Source organism: Microvirga tunisiensis (genome assembly GCF_009296175.1).
GTDB classification, from domain to species: Bacteria; Pseudomonadota; Alphaproteobacteria; order Rhizobiales; family Beijerinckiaceae; genus Microvirga; species Microvirga tunisiensis.
Genome location: NZ_VOSK01000031.1, coordinates 1 through 20,741 on the forward strand (window position 1 = coordinate 1; position 20,741 = coordinate 20,741).

Sequence of the window (20,741 nt, forward strand, 5' to 3'; positions counted from 1 at the left end):
ATGCGTTTGCCCGGCAAATGCGGCTCCATCCGATCCCACTGGTGATCTTTCAACATCAGACGAACTCCGCTCACCCAAGCCTCCGCGCCCAAAAGGAGCTTGAATCAGATTTGCGAGTCCGTCGAAAGCCTGAATGTCAACGCGCTCTAGTTCAGCGTGAAGGACATGCCGCCTGCCACGCCCCATTCTCCGTCAGCCGTGCTTGCGGAGATATTGTAGCGAGCAACGCCGTCCTCGCTGTTCCAGCCAACACCCATCGCCATTGCGGTTGACCCGCGCCAATGGCCGGAGCCAGCCGCCACACTCAGCTTGCCCGGTCGCGGGTCGTACCGGAGAGACGCCGTTGCAAGGCCGACAGCCGCCGCCGCTCTCGCCTCTTTGCGGACCTCCCCGATTTCTCCCGAGAGCGCGCTAAAGCGGCGATCGACATATTCCTTCATGATGTCGATGCGGGTATCGGTATAGGTCTTCCCTCCCCCGGCAGCGGCCTTGAGTTGCCGCACGTTCACCGCGTCAAGGTCCTTCACGCCGTCCGCCACATTGCTGATCTGGACCGGCTTGCTCTTGTCGCCCCCGCTTAGAGAGATCCGATTGCCCTTCGAGCCGTCCGCATTGCGGTCGTACTTGACGGTGCTGTCATCGAGGGCAGCAATCGCGCCGCCTACGTTCCGGTACTCGCGATCTTGGACCTGATAGGTAGGCATCAAGACAGCGCCGCCATCCATCCCCGAGCCAGCCGCAGCCGCGCCAGCCGACCTGCCATTGATCGTCTGGCCATTCCCAGGACCAACCGCAGCCCCACCGCCGAGAGCGGCGGCCAGGGCGCGCAGTTGCGCAACGTTCGCCGCGTCCGTGTTTTCCGTGCCTGCGGACACATTGGTAATCTGGCGCTCAGCGCCAGCCGTCCCAACGGAAACGGAGTTAGCCCGATCCGTCTTGGAGCCATCACCGAGAGCCACCGAGTTGTCATGTGCGGCCACCGATCCAGCACCGACGGAAACAGTCTTGGCTCCGGTCGCTTGCGCGTCCGGGCCGTTGCTGTTGGTGCGGAAGTTGGTAATGCCCTTGCCGGCATTCACATTGTTGATCCAAGTCGAATGCTGATCAACGGTGACGGTCAGACCGGCAACCTTAGTCTCGACTGTGCCGATCCGGGTCGAATGATCCGCCAGTTGCGAGGTATGGCTTGCTAGAACGTTCTCGGCCGCATCAAGTCGGACGCCATGAGACGCAACGGTTGTCTCTAGGCCACCGATCCTAGTTTCGTGGTTAGCGAGGGTCTGATTTTGGGCGTTATTGACAGCCTCGACACCATCAAGGCGGCCATCTTGGGCGGCGTTCTTGTTCTCGACATTGGTTAGACGAGTATCTTGAGCCGTATTCACAGACTCAGCGTTTGTAAGACGCGTGTTTTGAGCGTTGTTGACCGCCTCCACGTTATCCAGCCGAGTGTTTTGTTGGCCGTTAACTGCCTCAATGTTGCCAAGCCGTGTCTCGGCGCTGCCAAGGCGAGCCTCATGATTGTTGATCTGGTTAGTGATCGCTGGGTTGAGACGGATCGGGCTTCCAGCCGAGCCATCGCCAACGACGGTAGATTCATCAGTTGCAATCACCACCTCGCCGCCGCTACCGCTGTCATTCCGAATTTGGTTGATCTGGTTCTGGATGTTGGTGAGCGCGTTATTGACCTCAGTGGCGCCCACCCAGGTGCCTTGGATCACATTGTCTGTGCCGTTGGTGCCGCACTGAATTGGCTCCCCGGCGGACGCGCTGCCCCCATTTCGAACGATACAGCCACTGGTGCCCGTCACTTTGGGAGCAGTTTGTGCGCGAGCCGCAGGACTAAAACCAGAAACGGCAATCGCGGCCGCAACGAGGGCCGCGATGAAACGAGGAGGAGAGTGTAGGGACATTGAGGCTATACCGCCATGAGAGAGGGATCACTTTGAAGGGGAGAGCTATCGGGCGATAGCTTTACGCAACTCGTAGTCTTGGGAGGATCGTCGTCTGGCTTAATGCCGACGAGCAGGATGGCGGCTGTCCTGCCACATGCAGGCTTGCGCCCCGATCAGCAGGTTCTCGACAATGCTCTTCGGTTCATCCGGGTCAGAAGCCGCACCGGCTTTTCCCACCGCCTCGACCCATTGCTCAGCGATTTGCTCAACCTCGTGAAAGGATGAGCCGGATCCAAGCGCCCACAGCAATTTGCTGAAAGCACTCAGGGCGTCCGAGCCGGTAGATTTGGAAAGAGCCGAGCCTGTCATGCTCGCCTTGGTGAATTGATCCTCTGCGAGAGCGGAATCCGTGCGGACTACCGAGAGGCATGGGGCCTTGACATTCATCATTGTACGTCGCTTGAAAACGAATTGACTGTGAAAGGCTTGCGTTTTCAGGGCGATAGGCATTCGCCCCTAAAGACAGCAGGGACCCATTGCGCTAGTACTTGCGCTTTCCATGAGAGGGAAAAGCGATGCAGTGACAGCGGTTTGAATACCTAACAAACCCTTATTTGCACTTATATGCGCTAAAATAGATCGATTATGCGCTAAAATAGATCGATGCAACAGCCTAAACCCGGAATCCCCGAGAAATCTCTCCTATTTGTGCGCAAAGCCATCATTCGTATGGTTTTGTCGGACCTGCGGAGAACCGAGACAGGTAACCAGGCTCTGCAGCATCTTGGGCTCCTGTGGATTATCTATGATTACGCTAGTGTTGATGAGCCTATATCCAGTGCCGAACTACAAGAACTGACGGGAGTAGTGCCGAGCGTTATTCTTCGGCTGACAACACGCCTGGAAAAGCTTGGATTGATTGCACGTCAACGTATGAAAGGCAGTCGCGGAAGAGCGTGGGCCTATTCTCCAGCTCTACCAAACGATGTGCTGCAAAGCGGCATAGTGGGTTTACCACGCCACATCAGTACGTCTCTTGCGACCCCTGAGACCCTTGAGAGCTTGGAACGTGAGCTAATGCCGGACAAAGACGGTGAGTAGGCTCTTTTCGCAATCTTTCTCTTTGGGCCTGTCACTCACGGATTTGACGCGATCGCTATAGGCATAAAGCCAAAAAGAACCCAATTATTCACAGATAACGCGCAACGCCACTTTACCGCACTCTATTTTCATATATACGACGGATCGGGAGCACATCAGCCCGCACTCAGTTCCATCCGATCGGCTGACCTCCTTTCCCAGCAGCCGACATCAAGAGCGGTCAAATGCTCCCGAGTTCGAGTAATCTGGCATGTCTATGCACGCCTCCTGTGTCCCCCTAAGAGGGCCGACAAACCCCCTCCATCGGGCGATTATTCGCGAAGTCGTCGCTGAGTTTCAGAAGGTGGCTTCCGGCAATATGGCTTTGCAAGCCATCGCGATCCTCACAATCATCTACCAATTTTCCGATGAGGATGAGCGGGTCACGACGGCGAAGATCACCGAGCTAACCGGTGTGGGAGCATGGCCCATTATCAAGTTGACCCAGCGGCTCGAAGCTCTTGGTCTGATCACGCGCAGGCAGATAAACGCGCGTCACGGCAAAGGGCGGGCTTGGGAGTATAGACCCGCGCTCCCTGATCACCTCGTACAACACGCCACACGAGGTTTTCTGCCGGGAGGTGAGTGCTCCAGTTCAATTGTTGGAGTTGGTCCGTCACGTCCGCCTCTGACCAGCATCCAAGCGGCTTAATCAGGTTCTCAACCGGAGATTAGCGCGGCCGTTGGTGGATCAGTCTTAAACGTGGCATCGCGCTAATGTGCGACTCGTGCGCAAGCCGTCTTTCTCCCTGGCAGGACAAAGACAGTGAGCGCCCGAACATTACGGAGAAACTAGAGACCGAAAGAGAAAGGCCCTCACGATCCTGGCAGATCGAAAGGGCCTGTCACTGAACCAGAACCGCGAGGGGATCGCGGAAGACCGTGCAATTAGCAGCTCCGATTTTCCCATCCCCAACAATCAAAGTCAAGCGGCGTCGTTTCGGTGGACACTCTCTTTTTGTCTCCAATCTGAGGCGAACAGTGTTGCCTATGAAATGGGATTACCGAAGGGCTTTCCGATGAAGGCCAGCCCTCGCCTATCGACCGCAGGAAGCCGAAAGGTCTCCCCCGCCTTGCACCAGGCGCAGCAGATCGCTCGCAAGTATTCGGAGATCGAGCCGGTCTCGAAGCAAGTCGCCGTGACCGTCGCTCGACTGGCTGCAACGCCTATGCGTCTCACGTCCGCCGACAAGGACATGCTGAATTTCCTTTTCGCGCGGTCGAAGTCAATCGACTGGACCGACCTCTCCAGTCCGCCAATTGTGTGGCCTTCCAATCGCGAGATTTGCATCGAAACCGGCCTATCCCTCGCCACCGTCAAGCGGTGTCTCAGGCGGCTTGCAGAGCGTGGATTGATCACCTTTTGCGATAGTGCAGATGGAAAGCGGCACGGCCACCGTTGCCCCGAGACAAAGCGGATCTTGCGCGCTTACGGCATCAACCTTGCCCCGATTGCCGTCCGCCTCGCAGAGCTTAAGGAACTTCACCGGGCCGCACACGAGGAGAAGGTTTTCAGCAAGCAATACCGCCGCGAAATCACAAGAGCCCGGCGCTCTATCCGCATGACTATTGATGCAGGCCTAGAGTACCAGCTTGAAGGACCGTGGGTAGAGTTCCTTGAAGCCCTCTCTCTCATCACGGATGGCATGAGAACGGCGAGCATGGATCTTGCCGAGTTGCGAGAGATTTATAGCGCGCTCGTGTCCCTCAAAGAGCGTGTGGATAATGCGTTTCTACGCGCCTCACATCAGCATAATATGAACCCCCAAAGGGGCTCAAAATGAGCCTCACCATACTAACTGAGGATACCGACGAAGCCGTCCACTTCGTCCAATCTGAAGCCGTCCAGGCGTTCCGATTTCAAGCCGCCCATGGTTCCGAGGTGAAGTCGTCCACCTCAGTGCCGCTCTTCGGATCGTTGATGGATGGTGGTGGAGGTGATGGCGCTGGTCAAGTATCGGCTTGCGTGTGGCGGGTCTTGCGCAGGCTCTCGCCGGTCAGACTAATTCGGTAGGCGTTGTGCACGACCCGATCGAGAATGGCGTCCGCCAGTGTCGGAAGACTGCCGATCATCGCGTACCAGTTCTCGACCGGCACCTGGCTGGTGATCAGCAACGAACCGGCATCATAGCGGTCCTCGACGATCTCGAGCAGATCGCGCTGCTGCTCGCCGGTGAGCGCCTCAGGCCCCCAGTCGTCGAGCACCAGCAGCTTGGCCCGGGCGAGTGTGCGTAACAGACGAGAGTAGCGGCCATCGCTGCGGGCGAGATCGAGCGCTGCAAACAGCCGCGGCACACGATGATAGACGCCCGCAGCCTCGGAAGCACTCGTACGGCTATGCTGCTCGAGGTCATTGTTCCGGGCGCGGCACCGAACATCGTTACAGGCCTGGTGATCGGCATGGGCACCTCCTGGTTCTGTCTCGTCACGGCCGAGATGATCTCCGGGCAGTTCGGCATCGGTTACTTCACCTGGGAGTCCTACACGCTGCAAAACTATCCCGAGATCATCGTCGGCATGGTCGTGATCGGACTGCTCGGCATGGCCAGCAGTGCGCTCCTCAAGGCGGCGGGGGAGGCCCTCCTGCCATGGAACAAAAAGGAAGGCGGTCGATGAACATCCAGGAACGCATATTCCGCGCCGCGACCGGGCGCGTTGAGGCCGAGCATGTGTCGATCCGGCTGGGTCGGGGCAGCACCGCGGCTGAAGCCGTCAGCGATGTGAGCTTCGAAGTTTTTCCTGGCGAATTCGTTTGCCTTTTGGGACCGTCCGGCTGCGGCAAGTCCACGCTGCTCGGGGCTCTCGCGGGGCATATCGAACCGGTCGCTGGCAAGCTCTCCGTCGACCGCGTGCCCGTAAAAGGCCCACATCCGGAGCGAGGCATCGTTTTCCAGCATCACACGCTTTTCCCCTGGAAGAATGCTCGCGACAACGTTGCTTTCGGACCCAAGATGCGCGGCGTCACGCGCTCTCAACGGAGGCTCGAAGCGGAGAGGATGCTGGAGCTCGTCGGCCTAAACGGATTTGCCGACCGCTATCCTTTCCAACTCTCCGGCGGCATGCAGCAACGTGTGGAGATCGCCCGCGTCCTTATCAATCAGCCGAAGCTGCTGTTGATGGACGAACCCTTCGGTGCTTTGGATGCGCTCACAAGGTTGATGTTGCAGGAACTGTTGCTCGAAATCTGGGAACAGTTCCGCAAGACGATCGTCTTCGTCACGCATGACATCGACGAAGCTATTCTCCTTGCCGATCGTATAATCATCATGCAGGCCCAGCCGGGGCGAATTCGCGAAGAGTTCAATGTGCCCTTTGAAAGGCCCAGAACCACGGAGATCATTGCATCGGGCGAGTTCATGCGGTTGAAGCAGCATTGCCTGCGCCTGCTCCACAGCGACAGGCGGGGAGATATCCTGGCACGGCTTTCGCCACTCGGTTATTCCACCACGATTTAGTGGATCGAAGACTGCTGTTTCGTGGCGCCGTCACAAATCCTTCGGTAACTCACTTCGTCATTCACCTCCGGCAGTTCCCGGAGGTGAATGACGCTCAAAGAGCGCCGTTTTGACCGCTTGGTGATCCTGCTGTGTGTGCGATAGAAGCGCACGGGCATCCTGAGCCTGCGTGATCTGGAGGAGATGATGGCCGACAGGCTCGGCGCTGACCTCAATAATCCGAGGCCTGGGATCGTCCAGGGTCTTTTCGAGCCACTCTGTGGTCACGTGAGAGCGTTCATCGGAAGCCTGCAGGCGGAAGGCCAGGACGAACAGCGCTGTCGCGACGGCGACGACCGTAACCGGTAGCGCTTTGGTGCTCGTGCTAACCTCACAGGGTTGTTCAGCGACGCTGGCTGAGTTGTTCACGTGCCGCCCGGCCGGCGTCCTCGATTGAGGCAACGATCGCCAGGTCGCGAGGCCGAATGCAAGGCCGGCGGTGAAGAAACGGAAGCTACCTTCAACGGCGACATCGATGCCCGCGGTAACGTCCCCGACTTCAATGACGTATGTGGTATGTGGCATGACAAAAGCTCCCTGCTGCCAACGCTGGGCTGGCCATGATGCGGTTGTCTCAAGAAAGAAAAATGTTGTCTGTGAGAGGCGACACCAATCACGGCTGCCGCGAACGCGACGCACAATTCAATGCAGGGCAAATCTCAGCAGGGGAACAATCATGACCGCAGTCCTTCGACGGGATCTCGAGGCGCACGGTACGCATCGTGACGCCTTAGCGTTTGGTTTCGCGGCGCAAGCTGCTCATTTCAAACCACCGTGGTCTCAGGCTCCGCATGGACCTTCTCGAGACACGAGGAGGATGGCTTGACCATATAGCCCCGTCAACGGGAATGAAGTTCTTTATTATGAGGCTCAACGAGAAGGACTTGCTGCCGAAACCCGAGGTGAAGAAAATTGTTTCTCAACCGCACAGAACATCTTTCACCTGTATCCTTATGGCATGCAAATCTGCGAACGATCCCGCAGAATGGCCGCACTGACAAACGAGAAAAACGTTCACCGTCCAGTTCTGCATAAGAAAGATATTGTTCTTCAAACCGGACGCGGTATAGTCGATAAATGATTGCCGTTCCCGAACGCGACGATGCACGTCGTTTTTCATGGCGATCGACGCACTTCAGCGAACCCTTTGTCCCTTCCAATCGCACTGCATTCGAGTCGGCTGCAGATCATGAGCAGAGACATGGACAATATCGACCTCAAGATTCTCACCTTTCTGCAACAGGATGCGTCCCTCTCGATTGCCGACCTGTCTCAAAAAGTAGGACTGTCCCAAACTCCCTGTTGGAAGCGGATCCAACGACTCGAAGGCAGCGGCGTGATTGACAGGCGGGTCGCCCTTCTCAACCCGGAGAAGATCGGTTTGGGCCTGACGGTCTTCGTGTCGATCCAGGCGCCCGATCACTCGGGCCCCTGGCTCAAGCGTTTCGCGGAGTTCGTGTCCGACATCCCGGAGGTGATGGAGTTCTATCGCATGGCGGGCGACGTGGACTACATGCTGCGCGTGGTGGTCAACGACATGGCGGCCTATGATCAGATCTATAAGCGTCTCATTGAGACGATCCCGCTCAAGAATGTCACCTCACGCTTCGCGATGCAGCGCATCAAGGCGACCACAGCATACTCGTTGAAGTCAGTGGCATGACTGCGTTCGAAAAAACTCGTAGTCGTCGGCTTAGGCCAGGAAGTGCCCAAGGTTCAGACTAAGGCGTTTGATCCCCAACACAGCGTCGACTGATTCAAGTTTCATCTTTCCCTCCGACCCCTTGAAGCAATTCCCGAGCAACCCCACCCCAGGCAAAGAGGTATTGATGTCCGAGAGCGCCATTACGTCAACGTCCAGAGTGAGTGTTGTCTTCAGGCTCGGTCCTGAACTCGTCGTGCACTCAGACGTCAGAGATTGTGACAGAACCGAAGTGGCCGGGGTAGTTCCCCGGCCGCCTGCAGTGATCTCATGCGGACGCGGTTATGACCCAGCCTGCCGGGACGGGGCCAGATCGAACCGATCTGCCTGCATCACCTTGGTCCACGCCGCGACAAAGTCCCGCACGAATTTTCCCTGCGAGTCGATGCAGGCATAGACTTCCGCAAGCGCGCGGAGCTGCGAGTGCGCCCCGATGATCAGGTCGACGCGCGTCGCCCTCCACTTCAGCTCGTTGGTTTTGCGGTCGCGCCCTTCGTACGTGCCGTCGGCGACCGGATGCCATTGCGTCTTCATGGTGAGCAGATTGACGAAGAAGTCGTTCGTCAAGACGCCGGGCCTGTCGGTGAAGACGCCATGCTCTGTCCCTCCGGCATTCGCACCGAGAACGCGCAGACCACCGAGAAGCACCGTCATCTCCGGCGCCGTCAGCATCAGCAATTGTGCCCGGTCCACCAGCGCCTCCTCGGGCAGCATGAACTGCTCGCCGCTGAGATAGTTGCGGAAGCCGTCGGCACGCGGTTCGAGGGGAGCGAAGGACTCGACATCAGTCTGCTCCTGCGACGCGTCCATGCGTCCCGGCGTGAAGGGCACCTGCACGTCGACGCCCGCATCCTTCGCGGCCTTCTCGATCGCCGCCGAGCCGGCGAGAACGATGAGGTCGGCGAGCGAGACCTTCGTGCCGCCGGACTGAACCTTGTTGAAGTCCTGCTGGATCGTCTCGAGGACATCCAGGACCGTGGCGAGCTGCTCGGGCTCGTTGACCTCCCAGCCCTTCTGCGGCGCAAGGCGGATGCGTGCGCCGTTGGCGCCGCCGCGTTTATCGGAGCCGCGGAAGGTCGAGGCCGATGCCCACGCTGTCGCGACCAGTTCGGACACCGACAGGCCGGAGGCGAGGATTGTCTCCTTCAGACCCTCGGCCTCCGTGTCATCGATCCGCGGGTGATCGACCGCCGGGATCGGGTCCTGCCAGACTAGCGTTTCCTTCGGCACGAGCGGGCCGAGATAGCGCACGATCGGGCCCATGTCGCGGTGCGTGAGCTTGAACCAGGCGCGGGCGAACGCATCCGCGAACTGGTCCGGGTTCTCATAGAAGCGCCGCGAGATCTTCTCATAGGCCGGGTCCAACCGCAGCGACAGGTCCGTGGTCAGCATGGTCGGCACATGCTTCTTGGACATGTCGTGCGCGTTCGGGATCGAGGGCTCGGCGTTTTTCGCCTTCCACTGCCAGGCTCCGGCCGGGCTCTTGGTCAGTTCCCACTCGTACTGGAACAGGTTATCGAAGAAGTAATTGCTCCACCGCGTCGGCGTCTGCGACCAGGTGACTTCCGGGCCGCCGGTAATGGCGTCGGCGCCGAAGCCGGTGCCATGCCCGCTCTTCCAGCCGAGGCCCTGATCCTCGATTGCCGCGCCTTCCGGGTCCGGCCCGACCAGCGAGGGATCGCCGGCGCCGTGGGTCTTGCCGAAGGTGTGGCCGCCGGCGATTAGCGCGACGGTCTCCTCGTCGTTCATCGCCATGCGGAAGAAGGTTTCGCGGACGTCCTTGGCCGCCGCAACCGGGTCCGGCTGGCCGTTGGGTCCTTCCGGATTGACGTAGATCAGGCCCATCTGCACCGCAGCGAGCGGATGCTGGAGCTGGCGCTCGCCGCTGTAGCGTTCGTCACCCAGCCACGTGCCCTCGGGACCCCAGTAGAGTTCTTCGGGCTCCCACACGTCGGCGCGGCCGCCGGCGAAGCCGAACGTCTTGAAGCCCATCGACTCGAGCGCGACGTTGCCGGCGAGAACCATCAGATCGGCCCAGGAGATTTTCCGGCCGTATTTCTGCTTGATCGGCCACAGCAGCCGGCGCGCCTTGTCGAGGTTGGCGTTGTCCGGCCAGCTGTTGAGCGGCGCGAACCGCTGCTGGCCGGCCCCGGCGCCGCCGCGGCCGTCGGTGATGCGGTACGTCCCCGCGCTGTGCCACGCCATGCGGATCATCAGCCCGCCGTAGTGGCCGAAGTCGGCGGGCCACCAGTCCTGCGACTCCGTCATCAGCGCATGCAGGTCCTTGATGACCGCGTTCAGGTCGAGGCTCTTGAATTCCTTCGCGTAGTCGAACTCCTGACCCATCGGATCGGACAGCGGCGAGCTCCGATGGAGCACCTGAATGTCCAGCTGGCTCGGCCACCAATCGCTGTTCGCTCGCCTCTGGCGGCCGCCGGTGAACGGGCATTCGCCCGCGTTCCTGTCGTCGGTTTTTGTGTCCATCTTTCTCTCCAATTCCGTGGCGGCAGCTTTCGTTGCTCGTGCGTCTTATAGGCGGCGGCGGTTGATCAGGTCTAGGGCCGGTTCTAAAGCAGGGCGTCGAAGAAGGGTCGCGCTGGGCCTAGATCCCGACGAATTCTATAAGCCCTTTATCGATCATCGTCACAACATGAATCCGATTTGATGGTGTTGCCGATATCTCCTGGGAGTTCTACAAAGGCTCTTGGATGACAATCTTGTCAATTGGCTTGCAGCGGCCTGATAACTAAACGACGCGGAATAGCCCAACAGGGCTTCTCGTTCTGGACTCACCATTCTGGCGCATAGACAAGGCTCAATCCTGTTAGCACAACAAAACTCCTCCGCCAGCGAATGAATTCGGAAAAACCTTCTCCATGGTCCACGTCGACTAAGGAGTTCCGTCGCAAATTCCGGGCAGGAACGAGAGAGTAGCGGGCACGTCGTGCCGCGGTCATGCGCTGAGCAGGCGAAATGGCTCGGCTAGAGAGGGCTGCGGATTGTAGGCATACGCTGCCTGCTGGTTGGGCATCATTTGGATCATCTCGACTCCACCCGGGATCGCACGGGTGCTGGCGACGGATTGAAAGCCGAGTATTGGTCGCACTCGCCGCTTGATAGCTCGGTAATCCTGCTGAATGCGATTGTTCAGTTGCATGAACCATGCCATGAACATGAGGAGCGTCCGAATACAGGCCCTCCTTGTTGCCGGGCTGATGAAAAACATTACCTCAACTTGCGCAAGCCTTCAGCGCTGATTATTGCCACTTCTCGCTTTGAACAGGTGCAACTGAGGAACTGCCGCAAGCAGCTGACAGGTGTAGGGATGGCGTGGAGCACCGAAGATCTCTTCGACGATGCCAGATTCCACGATCCTTCCGCCTTTCATCACGGCAATGCGGTGACTCATGTGCTGGACGACCCCGAGGTCATGCGAAATGAAGAGCATTGCCAGGCCAAGCCGATTTTGGAGGGCAACCAGCAAATCGAGAATTTGCGCTTGAGTCGTTACGTCGAGTGCCGACACCGGCTCGTCGCAGACCAGCAATTCCGGTTCGCAGGCGAGCGCCTGAGCAATCGACACGCGCTGGCGCTGTCCTCCGGAAAGGGTATGCGGACGGCGCATGAGAAAGTCAGTCGGAAAGCCCACAAGCTCCATGAGCTCTGCCGCCCGCAACGCACGCGCAGCCTTGTCGAGGCGCGTGTGGAGGCGAAGCGGCTGCTCGATGATGCGCGCCACGGTGTAGCGTGGATCAAAGGAGCTGAGAGGATCCTGAACGATAGTCTGGATACGTCGACGCAACGGTCGACGAGCCGCTTCTGACAGCGTGCTCCAGGGTTCACCATGAAACCGGACCTCGCCCTTGTTGGGATCTTCCAGGGCCAATGCGGCTCTTCCCAAGGTGGACTTTCCCGAGCCCGACTCCCCCACGATGCCCACCGTCTCTCCCGGATGAACATCGAGCGATACCTCATCGACGGCGCTGATGGAGGTCCCATCGGGACGTCTGAAGTTGACTGAGATTTCGCGGATCTCAAGAATGGGTGCTCGACGTTTGGAGTTGGTCGACCGCAGAGGGACGATGCTGGGTGACGACAGCCAACGCCCGCGCGTCATTGCACTCGGCACTGCGGCGAGCAAGCGTCGCGTATAGGCGTGACGCGGTTCCGCCAGCACGCGGTCCGTCGATCCGGTCTCGACCAATTCGCCGCTTTGCATAACAGCGATCTTGCTCGCGATCTGCCCGGCGACTGCAAGATCATGTGTGATCAGCAGCACGCCATGTCCAGCCCGCGCGAGAGCAGCGAACACGGCCAGGACCTGCTGCTGTACGGTGACGTCCAGCGCGGTGGTCGGTTCGTCCGCGATGAGGAGCCGGGGTCGTCCCGCCAATGCCGAGGCGATGAGAGCCCTCTGCCGAAGGCCTCCGGAGAGTTCATGTGGGTATTGCGCCGCTCGTACGTTCGGATCGGGCATGCCGACCCGTGAAAGCAGGGTTTCGACCTCTTCCGCCACGCGAGACCGTGGCACAAGGTCGTGCGTCAGGACCGGCTCGGCGATCTCGCGGCCGACCGTGCGGAGCGGATCCAGCGAGACCAACGCGTCCTGCAGAACGAAGCCGATCTCGCGTCCGCGTACCATGCGCCAGGAAGGCTCGGAAAGGCGAAGCAGGTCGACGACGTCGCCATCGTGGCCGACAAGCCGCATCGCCCCTGCCGCGATCTGCGTCCGAGGACCAGCGAGCCCGACGAGAGCGCGGGCGGTCACCGATTTTCCAGAGCCCGACTCGCCTACCAGAGCGAAGATCTCCCCCGACGCGATGGCGAAGGAGATGCCACGAACGGCCTCGATCAATCCCTGGGCAGTGGCAAAGGCGACGCGCAAACCCTTGACCTCAAGGAGGGGGTGGGCTGCGGTCGGCCCTGTTCTCGTGTCACGGATTTCTCGGACTGCCTCCAGGTTCACGACACGTCTCCCCGAGCGAACAGCATCTGCATCCGGCGCCCCAGCACCGTCATCGCGATCACGGACGCTGCCACCACCGTGGCCGGCAAGAGACTGATCCAGGGCGCGGTATCAAGGAAATTTCGGCCGTCGGCCAAAAGCGCGCCCCACTCTGCGACTGGTGGGACTACGCCGAGACCAACGAAACTCAGAGCCGAAGCGGACAGAACGGAAGTGCCGACGCCGATCGTTGCCAGGATGAGCAGAGGCCGCGTAGCATTCGGGATGATGTGCCGGATGATAATTGTCCAGGGCGGCTCGCCGAGAGCCACGGCATGTTCGACATAGCCTGACTGCCTGACCTGGAGCACCTGTGAGCGTACGAGCCGGGCGTAGCCGGCGACGCTCGACAATCCTACTGCGAGCAACGTATTCACCGGCCCGCGGCCAAGCACTGCAATCACCAGCAGGGCCAGCAGGAGCTCGGGAAAGGCCAAGAGGATGTCGATGAGACGCACCAGGACGCGGCGCATGGCGACGGGCGCCAGTGCCGCCGCGGTGCCGAGGGATACGCCTCCAAGGGAGGCGATCAGCGTCGCGCCGATCCCAATGATCAGTGATTGCGATGTGCCGTAGACCACGCGAGTGAAGACATCGCGTCCGAGCTGGTCGGTTCCGAACCAGTGGCCCGGCCCCGGAGGCAGCAGGATCGCGTCGGTATCGACCGTGTCCGGAGCTAAGGACGTAAACCATTGCGGCGTCGAGGCGGCAGCCACAAGAAGCAGGACGAAAGCCGCCGGAAGCAACAGGCCAGGAGCACGCCACGGATGCCGCCGACCGTCTCTGGACTGTAGAACTGCGGCGATGCCTCTAATATCACTCATGCGGTCCTCCGGCGCAGGCGCGGATCGATAATGAGATAGAGGGCGTCGATCAGCAGGTTGACGAGCACGAAGACAAGCGCAGAGAGCATCACCAACCCCAGCACCAAGGGCATGTCGCGCGTCTTGATTGCTTGAAGCGTGATCTGGCCGATGCCAGACCGGCCGAAGACCGTCTCGGTCAGGATGGACCCGCCGAGCACGCTGGCAAAGAGCGTGCCGGTCAGCGTCGAGGCCGCCAGAGCTGCATGGCGCAGACCATGGCGCACCCGCAACGCTGTCTCGCTCACGCCTCTGGTACGCACCGTGAGCGCGAAGGGCTGCGCGAGAGCCTCCTCCAATCCATCCCTGAGCACCTGGGCAAGCAGGGCGGCAAGCGGAAGGCTAAGCGCGACGACTGGCAGTACGAGCGCCTGGAAGCCTTCTCCGCCGGTAACCGGGAACCATTGCAGATGGAAACTGAAGAGCGCGAGCAGCACGATGCCGATCCAATAGACAGGGGTGCTCAGCACCGCCAGCTCGAGACCTGAAAGAATGGTTCGCAGACGCTTGCGACGGCCGGCCGTGGCCAGGGCGTCGATAAGCGCCAAGCAGAGTGCGAGGAACATCGCGCTGCCTGCGAGTTGAAGCGTTGGCCCTGCCGCCTCACGAATAACGTCGACCACCGGCTGCCGGTATTGGTAGCTCTCTCCGAAATTGCCGGTCAGCGCCGCGCCAAGATAGCGCGCGTATTGGACTGCCAGCGGCCGATCGAGCCCGTATTGCTGGACGAGAGCGGCGCGTTCGGCTTCGTCGACGACGTTCTCGCCCCCCGTCAGCACCGCAACCGGGTCGCCCGGGATGAGCTTGACGGTAACGAAGGCGATCGTGGCTGCGCCCCACAGCACGGCCAAGATAATCCCGATCCGCTGGAGCGCGAGCGGCACGAGGTTACGGAGTGAGCCACGCATCGTAGAAATTCGGCTTTGCATTGGTGGCCCAGCTGATGCCCTGCAGCCGCTTTGAGGCGCCGAGCTGGTAGGCGGCTATGTAAAGTGGCACGGCATAGGCCTGACCTACGATCTCCGCCTGAATCTCGCCGTACAGGCGCTTGCGCTCCTCGCCGGAGGCACCGATTGCCCGCGTCAGCTTGTTATCGAGACTGGTCACACGGGTGACGTTGGAACCATTCGGCGGAATGTAGGCCGAATGGAACACGGTGCGCAGAATGTCCGGCTCCGCCCGTACGTAGAAGAACGAGGCGATGTCGTAGTCGTTAGCTGCGGTGCGTGCGGTGTAGCCGCCAGCATCGACCGGATCGAGCTGTAGATCGAATCCGGCTTTCTTCACTGAAAATTGAATCGCCTGGGCAAGCGTCAGATCCGAGGCGCCCGAGGCAGCGCTGTCGTACACGAAGCGGACCGACAGTCGCACTCCATCCTTCGTGCGAATGCCGTCGGCATCCCTTTGGGCCCAGCCCGCCGCATCGAGCAGGCGCGCGGCCTTGTTCAGATCAAAGCCCCATAGTGAGGCGATCGTCGGATCGTAGTAGAGCGTGGAGGTCCCGAGAATGTTGTCTGCGGGCTTCAGGCTGCCGAAATACGCCGCCTTCACGGCCGAAGGCACATCGACGGCGCTCTGAAATGCCTGGCGCACCCTGACGTCAGCGAACGGGCCCTTCGACGTGTTGAGGAAGAAGGAACGGTTCACGCCGGGGTTTTCGCGCGTCACAACCCGTAGCCGGCTGTCGGACTGTACTGAGCGGAAGTTCGCCGGCGGCACCTCGTCGATCGCCTGCACTTGCCCGCTACTCAGCGCGCCGAGCCGCACGGACGGTTCCGGCAGGTACTTGAACACGATAGTCTCGAGATAGGCGGGCCCCTTATGCGCCGCGTAATCCGGGCCCCAATTGTAGTCGGCGCGCCGGACCAAGCGGCTTCCGCTGCCTCTGGTGAAGGTCTCCAGCAGGAATGGCCCGGAACCGACAATACTGTTGGTGGTGCTCGCTGCAGCGCGCAGATAGGTCGGAGACTGAATTCCCAGATAAGGCAGACTGAGCCCCTGGAGAAGAGGCGCGAACGGCTGCTTATAGGTGATGACGACGGTCCGATCGTCCAGGGCCTGTACCTTGTCGACCGGGCCGAGCAGCGACTTTGCATAGCTCGAGGTGGTTTTGGGGTCCAGAATCCGATCGAAGTTAAACTTCACTGCCGCGGCGTCGAGTGGCGTGCCGTCGCTGAAGGTGACGCTCTGGCGGAGATGAAATGTATAGACCGTGTTGTCGCTGTTCACCTCCCACCGCTCCGCGAGCCAGGGAGTGAAGCGATTGTCCTCGGCCTGCCCTACCAGCGAATCGACAACGTTCCGGGTAATCAACGCGGTTATCGAACTTCCTGTGATCGACGGATCGACAATCGCTGTGTCGGTGGCAAGTCCGACAGTCAATGTGCCGCCGGCAACCGGCTCGTCAGCGGCACGACTCGGCTGGCCGAGCGCCGAGATCAGGAAGACCGAAACGACGGCAACCTGATTTCGCCAACTAAAGACGGAACGCGGGCACCCTGGTTGGCCTGAAGTGGGTGAGCCCGTGTTGGGGCGGATGGTTCTGACCGCTTTGGGGATCATGTGTCTGCCTCATCCTCTGTGAAACTCGCTGCGACCGGTAATTCGAGGCCAGTAGAGTATTGGAACTGATGGATCCTCGATTGAAGACATTCATCCCGCTGCATCGAAGCCCCTCGCAAGGTCCGCCTTAAGATCATCGATATCCTCCAGACCGATATGGAGACGGATGACGGGTCCTTCGTTTGGCGCCCGTAAGACGCGGCGATCATCCAGGTCGACATGGAGGGCTAAACTCTGGAACCCACCCCAGGAGTACCCGAGCCCGAACAGCGAAAGACCGTTCAGAAAGCCCTGCGCCCTCACCTTGAAATCCCGACCTGGCGCGACAGCCAAAACAAAGGAAAGCACCCCGCTCGCACCTTTGAAGTCCCGCTTCCAGATGTCGTGATCCGGAAAGCTCGGCAGAGCCGGGTACAGAATACGAGCGACATCGTCGCGCGCTTCCAGCCATTCGGCAATCGCCAGGGCGCTCTTTTGATGCCGCTCAAGGCGCACCCCCATCGTACGCAGGCCACGGAGAACCTGATAAGCATCATCCGGAGCGCCACAAATGCCGAGTTCGCCATGCACATGCTTCAGACGCCTCCAGCGTCTGGCGTTGGCTGACGCCGTTCCCATCAGAATGTCCGCGTGACCTGCTGGGTACTTCGTTGACGCCTGAATTGACACATCCACACCGAAGTCGAGCGGCCGGAAATAGAGGGGCGTCGCCCAAGTGTTGTCCATCGTCACAACGGCATCATGCCGGTGTGCCACCGCCGCGATTGCCGGAATATCCTGCATTTCGAACGTGTTTGAGCCTGGAGCCTCAAGATGCACAAGTCTGGTATTCGGCTTGAAAAGCGTCTCAATCTCGGCGCCAAGTGAAGGATCGTAGTACTCGACCTCAATGCCGAAGCGGGTCAGCACGGTGTCGCAGAAACGGCGGACATTGCCGTAAACGGAATCAACGATCAGCGCATGGTCACCGGCGGCGAGATACGCCAGAAATGTTACTGTGACGGCAGCAAGACCGGACGGAAGAAGGATCGTACCCGCCGCTCCCTCAAGCTCGTTGATTGCGGTGCAGAGAGCATCTGTCGTTGGTGTTCCGCGTGTTCCATATGTGTATTTCTGCCCGTGCGCCTCCATTGTACCAGCGTCCGGAAACAGAACGGTCGAGGCGCGGACCGTCGGCGGGTTGACGAACCCGTGGAAATCAAAAGGATTGTGTCCGGCACCGACGAGCTGCGTATTCGAACCCACTCGTGTCGGGCGACTGTCGTTTGCGGTCATCTGTGCTGCTTGCCGTGTTTCTCTTGAGGAATGAACGGACCGGGATCGCGCTACAGCGGGTCGCCGGCGAGATGACGCTCAAGGAAGGGGAGATTGTCCTGACCCCAGTAGACTTCACCATCATAGCCGTAGGTTGGAAAGCCGAAGACGCCGGCTTGACGCGCATGAGCGCGGCCCGATGCCCATTTCGCTCCTACGTCCTCATCCTGCTCACGCCGCAGCAAGGCGGCACCATCGAGGCCGACGGTGTCCGCTATCCGGCGGCGGACCTCCGGCACACCTATGTCTTCGCCGCGGATCCAGAACGCTTCCTGCAACGCACGCGTCAGGGCAATCCAGTCGTCTCCGTCAAGATAAGCCGCGATAACCGCAAGTGAGGCTGGCGTCGGATCCGAAAGCACAGGCCTGTTATCCAGAAGCAATGACTTCCCACGCACCTTGGCCCAGCGCTTGAGATCCCGCACCCCGTAGGCTCGGCGGGCTTCCGGCCGATTACGCGAGAAGATCCCGCCGTTTTCCTCAATCACCGTCGTCAGGTACGGCTTGATCTCAAACTCGTACCTACGTGCCAGGTCGAGAAAGGCGTCAAAGCCAATGAAGGCCCATGGGGAGCCGATCGAGAAGAAGTAATCTACGACTTTTGTCACTGATACAGCCTTTGACTAAGAGGATGCGATAACCTCGATTGGCATCGCTCAAGATATTGCGTGTTGTGCTGACGTCGCCTGAGCAGCCGGCGTTGGAGCCCAACCGAGTTCCGGTGCGATCAGGGTCACAAAGTCAGACAGGATCTGCTGGTATTCGTCCTGCTCGAACTCATACGGCAGATCGAGGCGAAACTCACTGACATGCGGCAGGATGGGGTCGTTGAAGAGCCGTTCCAGTATTTCTTCCGAGGTCCCCACCAGATCGCGCGCGTACAATGTCCGCCGTTCTCCTTGCGGCGAGAGGGTGCGCTCGTAGCGACCGGCCGCGTATTCCGCATAGCGTTGGCGGGTAGACCGGTCGGCACTGTCGGTGGGGACGATGACGCGCCCAAGCGCAATCCGCCTCGCCCCGGTCGACGACCGCCGGAATGTCTCGATCAGGCGCGACTGCGCCACGAAGAAATCATCGGTACCCTCACCGGAGATCACATTGCCGGTCAGAAGGTTGAGGCCAGCGCGTCCGGCCCATTCGGCCGAGGATTGCGACCCGCCGCCATACCAGATGCGGCTGATCAGCCCCTTGGCATGCGGCTGCAGGCGGGGACGCTGTGGCCCGAACGGGGTTTTGATATGCGTCTCTTCATCGCCCAGAGGCTCACCTCTCAGGTTAGCGATGAAGCGGCTCACCCGCGCATGGGAGAAATCAAAAGCTTTCCAGTCGCCATCGAAAACCAGAGGCGCCATCAGATCAGCATGCGGCGGCCGCCCAGCACTGATGCCAATATTCAGGCGGCCGCGCGACAGGACGTCAACCGTGGACAGGTCCTCGGCCAGCCTAAAGGGGCTCTCGAAGCCGATCGGAATGACCGCGCTTCCAAGTTGTATGTGAGACGTGCGCTGTGTCGCCGCCGCCAGGAAAGCGCTTGCGGACGAGATTCCTGGCTCCAGATGCCGTTGACGGACCCAGGCGCTGTCGAAGCTCAAACGCTCGCCGAACTGAAGAAGCTGGAGCGTCTGCTCCAGCCCGTACAGCGGGTCATCGCTCGGGTAGTTTCCGGGAGTGAGGAAGCCGATTTGGCTGATGTTGAGCGAGGATGATGTCATGGTTTCGCAGTATCACGAGAAAAGACACCCGAGTCGCAGCAGCGCCGCAGCCCGAGGACGGACGATCAGCTCTTGGGCAGGCCGGGCGGATTGGTTTGCGATTCCGGCAAGGCCTCTTCTGAAAGCTGCCAGCGGGCGAGCACCTTGGCGTACAGGCCGCGTTTGATCAGGTCGTTGGTCGCGAGCGTCAGCGCATCTGCAAGGCCCGAACCCTTACGGGTCGTGATCGCTACGTCCGAGCGTTCCGGCCAACCGGCCGACAGCGTGCCAACGCGTTTGATGTTCTTGTCGCGGGCCGCGATGTAGACGAGCTGCGCATGCGGCTGGACGATGACATCGACGCGACCGGAGCGCAGGGCGACGAGTCGGGCGGCCTCATCATCGTGATACTGCAGCTCGATCGGCTTCAGGCCGGCCTTGACGTTCTCGTCGCTCCACTTGAGCAGGATGCGCTCCTGGTTGGTGCTGGCGCTGACCGTGACGCGCAGACCCGCCGCGTCCTTTGGCTCCTTGATCTCTTTAATCGGACTATCGGCCTTCACAAAGAAGCCATGCAGGCCCTGCCGGTAAGTCGAGAAATCGAACTTCTCCTTGCGCTGCTCGGTGACGCCGACATTGGAAATCACCGCATCGTATTTGCCGGAGGTCAACCCGAGCGGCCAGTCCGCCCAGGCGACCGGAACAAGCTCCAGCTCCAGGCCGAGGCTGTCGGCGATGGCGAGCGCGTAGTCGGGATCGGCCCCGACCACGGTCTTGGCATCGGTGGCGTAGGTGGCGAGCGGCGGCCCGCCCGGAGAGACTGCGACCGTGAACTTGCCAGGGGTGGCGAACTTGAAATCCTTCGGGATTGCAGCGGCCGCCGCCGGGTTCTTTTCCGCGCGGATGCGGCCCGGCTGGTCGGGTGAAAGATCAAAAATATCACCGGCGGCACTTGCATGCGAAAGACCCATGGCAGAGGCCATGAGGCTCGCGGCCAGCAAGCTGAAGGTTTTCGAGACTATGCTCATGATGTTATCCTGGGTTTGACAAAAGGACGCGGGCGCAGCGGCACGGG

Annotated in this window: 16 protein-coding genes and 3 pseudogenes; 5 read left to right on the forward strand and 14 right to left on the reverse strand. The window is 60.2% G+C overall.

From position 1 onward, the window contains the following. Nucleotides 1-146: 146 nt before the first annotated feature. On the reverse strand, nucleotides 147-1,721 hold the full coding sequence (locus FS320_RS11060; RefSeq protein WP_162002933.1) for a YadA-like family protein: 1,575 nt from the start codon (nucleotides 1,719-1,721) through the stop codon (nucleotides 147-149). Nucleotides 1,722-2,012: 291 nt separating this feature from the next. Continuing rightward, nucleotides 2,013-2,405 (reverse strand): hypothetical protein, encoded by a 393-nt coding sequence (locus FS320_RS11065; RefSeq protein ID WP_152711518.1) that lies wholly within the window; start codon nucleotides 2,403-2,405, stop codon nucleotides 2,013-2,015. Nucleotides 2,406-2,558: 153 nt separating this feature from the next. Between FS320_RS11065 and FS320_RS11070 the strand changes: the two genes are divergently transcribed. Together FS320_RS11070 and FS320_RS11075 are read left to right on the forward strand one after the other, a co-directional pair. Next, on the forward strand, nucleotides 2,559-2,996 hold the full coding sequence (locus tag FS320_RS11070; protein ID WP_152711519.1) for a helix-turn-helix domain-containing protein: 438 nt from the start codon (nucleotides 2,559-2,561) through the stop codon (nucleotides 2,994-2,996). 1,058 nt (nucleotides 2,997-4,054) lie between these two features. Next, nucleotides 4,055-4,819 carry a helix-turn-helix domain-containing protein gene (locus FS320_RS11075; RefSeq protein WP_274597164.1) on the forward strand — a complete coding sequence of 255 codons (765 nt, stop codon included), beginning with the start codon at nucleotides 4,055-4,057 and terminating at the stop codon, nucleotides 4,817-4,819. Nucleotides 4,820-4,985: 166 nt separating this feature from the next. Here FS320_RS11075 and FS320_RS11080 read toward each other — a convergent pair. Next, nucleotides 4,986-5,342 (reverse strand): annotated as a pseudogene (locus tag FS320_RS11080) (ATP-binding protein); the annotation flags it as partial. On the opposite strand from FS320_RS11080, the pseudogene FS320_RS11085 reads away from it, so the two are divergent. Both FS320_RS11085 and FS320_RS11090 read left to right on the forward strand, forming a co-directional pair. Further along, nucleotides 5,343-5,651: pseudogene (locus tag FS320_RS11085) on the forward strand (ABC transporter permease); the annotation flags it as partial. Continuing rightward, nucleotides 5,648-6,490, forward strand: coding sequence for an ABC transporter ATP-binding protein (locus FS320_RS11090; RefSeq protein WP_152711521.1), 843 nt, complete (start codon nucleotides 5,648-5,650; stop codon nucleotides 6,488-6,490). The pseudogene FS320_RS11085 and the gene FS320_RS11090, both read left to right, overlap by 4 nt. A gap of 57 nt (nucleotides 6,491-6,547) precedes the next feature. On the opposite strand, the gene FS320_RS11095 is transcribed toward FS320_RS11090, so the two are convergent. Beyond that, nucleotides 6,548-7,054: a hypothetical protein gene (locus tag FS320_RS11095; protein ID WP_152711522.1), complete on the reverse strand. Its 507-nt coding sequence runs from the start codon at nucleotides 7,052-7,054 to the stop codon at nucleotides 6,548-6,550. A gap of 676 nt (nucleotides 7,055-7,730) precedes the next feature. On the opposite strand from FS320_RS11095, the gene FS320_RS11100 reads away from it, so the two are divergent. Beyond that, nucleotides 7,731-8,192 carry an Lrp/AsnC family transcriptional regulator gene (locus FS320_RS11100; RefSeq protein ID WP_152711523.1) on the forward strand — a complete coding sequence of 154 codons (462 nt, stop codon included), beginning with the start codon at nucleotides 7,731-7,733 and terminating at the stop codon, nucleotides 8,190-8,192. 321 nt (nucleotides 8,193-8,513) lie between these two features. On the opposite strand, the gene katG is transcribed toward FS320_RS11100, so the two are convergent. From katG to FS320_RS11150, 10 genes and pseudogenes are all read right to left on the reverse strand, one after another. Continuing rightward, nucleotides 8,514-10,715, reverse strand: a complete 2,202-nt coding sequence (gene katG, locus FS320_RS11105) for a catalase/peroxidase HPI (protein ID WP_152711524.1) — start codon at nucleotides 10,713-10,715, stop codon at nucleotides 8,514-8,516. Between the two features lie 469 nt (nucleotides 10,716-11,184). Continuing rightward, nucleotides 11,185-11,382: pseudogene (locus tag FS320_RS11110) on the reverse strand (IS6 family transposase); the annotation flags it as partial. A 96-nt stretch (nucleotides 11,383-11,478) separates the two neighbouring features. Next, entirely contained in the window at nucleotides 11,479-13,191 is a 1,713-nt protein-coding gene (locus tag FS320_RS11115) for a dipeptide ABC transporter ATP-binding protein (protein WP_152711551.1), read from the reverse strand. Nucleotides 13,192-13,193: 2 nt separating this feature from the next. Further along, nucleotides 13,194-14,060: an ABC transporter permease gene (locus FS320_RS11120; RefSeq protein ID WP_152711526.1), complete on the reverse strand. Its 867-nt coding sequence runs from the start codon at nucleotides 14,058-14,060 to the stop codon at nucleotides 13,194-13,196. After that, nucleotides 14,057-15,007 carry an ABC transporter permease gene (locus tag FS320_RS11125; RefSeq protein ID WP_152711527.1) on the reverse strand — a complete coding sequence of 317 codons (951 nt, stop codon included), beginning with the start codon at nucleotides 15,005-15,007 and terminating at the stop codon, nucleotides 14,057-14,059. The genes FS320_RS11120 and FS320_RS11125 overlap by 4 nt, the downstream gene beginning before the upstream one ends. Then, a complete protein-coding gene (locus FS320_RS11130) occupies nucleotides 14,988-16,661 on the reverse strand; it encodes an ABC transporter substrate-binding protein (protein ID WP_152711528.1) in 1,674 nt (557 codons plus the stop codon). Before FS320_RS11130 ends, FS320_RS11125 begins: the two co-directional genes overlap by 20 nt. A 90-nt stretch (nucleotides 16,662-16,751) precedes the next feature. Next, nucleotides 16,752-17,936 (reverse strand): cystathionine beta-lyase, encoded by a 1,185-nt coding sequence (locus tag FS320_RS11135; protein WP_152711529.1) that lies wholly within the window; start codon nucleotides 17,934-17,936, stop codon nucleotides 16,752-16,754. Nucleotides 17,937-17,986: 50 nt separating this feature from the next. Next, the gene (locus tag FS320_RS11140; protein ID WP_162002935.1) at nucleotides 17,987-18,583 is read right to left on the reverse strand and encodes a DsbA family protein; all 597 of its coding nucleotides are present in this window, start codon (nucleotides 18,581-18,583) and stop codon (nucleotides 17,987-17,989) included. Between the two features lie 48 nt (nucleotides 18,584-18,631). Beyond that, nucleotides 18,632-19,687, reverse strand: coding sequence for an LLM class flavin-dependent oxidoreductase (locus FS320_RS11145; protein WP_152711530.1), 1,056 nt, complete (start codon nucleotides 19,685-19,687; stop codon nucleotides 18,632-18,634). A gap of 65 nt (nucleotides 19,688-19,752) precedes the next feature. Beyond that, nucleotides 19,753-20,649 carry an ABC transporter substrate-binding protein gene (locus FS320_RS11150; protein WP_152711552.1) on the reverse strand — a complete coding sequence of 299 codons (897 nt, stop codon included), beginning with the start codon at nucleotides 20,647-20,649 and terminating at the stop codon, nucleotides 19,753-19,755. Nucleotides 20,650-20,741: the final 92 nt, after the last annotated feature.

What these genes read in the sequence shown, in the direction of transcription:
- FS320_RS11125 (WP_152711527.1), bottom strand. Translation starts at nt 15,007, where the DNA reads ATGCGTGGCTCACTCCGTAACCTCGTGCCGCTCGCGCTCCAGCGGATC.
- FS320_RS11095 (WP_152711522.1), bottom strand. Translation starts at nt 7,054, where the DNA reads ATGCCACATACCACATACGTCATTGAAGTCGGGGACGTTACCGCGGGC.
- FS320_RS11120 (WP_152711526.1), bottom strand. Translation starts at nt 14,060, where the DNA reads ATGAGTGATATTAGAGGCATCGCCGCAGTTCTACAGTCCAGAGACGGT.
- FS320_RS11145 (WP_152711530.1), bottom strand. Translation starts at nt 19,687, where the DNA reads ATGACATCATCCTCGCTCAACATCAGCCAAATCGGCTTCCTCACTCCC.
- katG (WP_152711524.1), bottom strand. Translation starts at nt 10,715, where the DNA reads ATGGACACAAAAACCGACGACAGGAACGCGGGCGAATGCCCGTTCACC.
- FS320_RS11065 (WP_152711518.1), bottom strand. Translation starts at nt 2,405, where the DNA reads ATGCCTATCGCCCTGAAAACGCAAGCCTTTCACAGTCAATTCGTTTTC.
- FS320_RS11130 (WP_152711528.1), bottom strand. Translation starts at nt 16,661, where the DNA reads ATGATCCCCAAAGCGGTCAGAACCATCCGCCCCAACACGGGCTCACCC.
- FS320_RS11100 (WP_152711523.1), top strand. Translation starts at nt 7,731, where the DNA reads ATGGACAATATCGACCTCAAGATTCTCACCTTTCTGCAACAGGATGCG.
- FS320_RS11150 (WP_152711552.1), bottom strand. Translation starts at nt 20,649, where the DNA reads ATGGCCTCTGCCATGGGTCTTTCGCATGCAAGTGCCGCCGGTGATATT.
- FS320_RS11070 (WP_152711519.1), top strand. Translation starts at nt 2,559, where the DNA reads ATGCAACAGCCTAAACCCGGAATCCCCGAGAAATCTCTCCTATTTGTG.
- FS320_RS11135 (WP_152711529.1), bottom strand. Translation starts at nt 17,936, where the DNA reads ATGACCGCAAACGACAGTCGCCCGACACGAGTGGGTTCGAATACGCAG.
- FS320_RS11090 (WP_152711521.1), top strand. Translation starts at nt 5,648, where the DNA reads ATGAACATCCAGGAACGCATATTCCGCGCCGCGACCGGGCGCGTTGAG.
- FS320_RS11075 (WP_274597164.1), top strand. Translation starts at nt 4,055, where the DNA reads ATGAAGGCCAGCCCTCGCCTATCGACCGCAGGAAGCCGAAAGGTCTCC.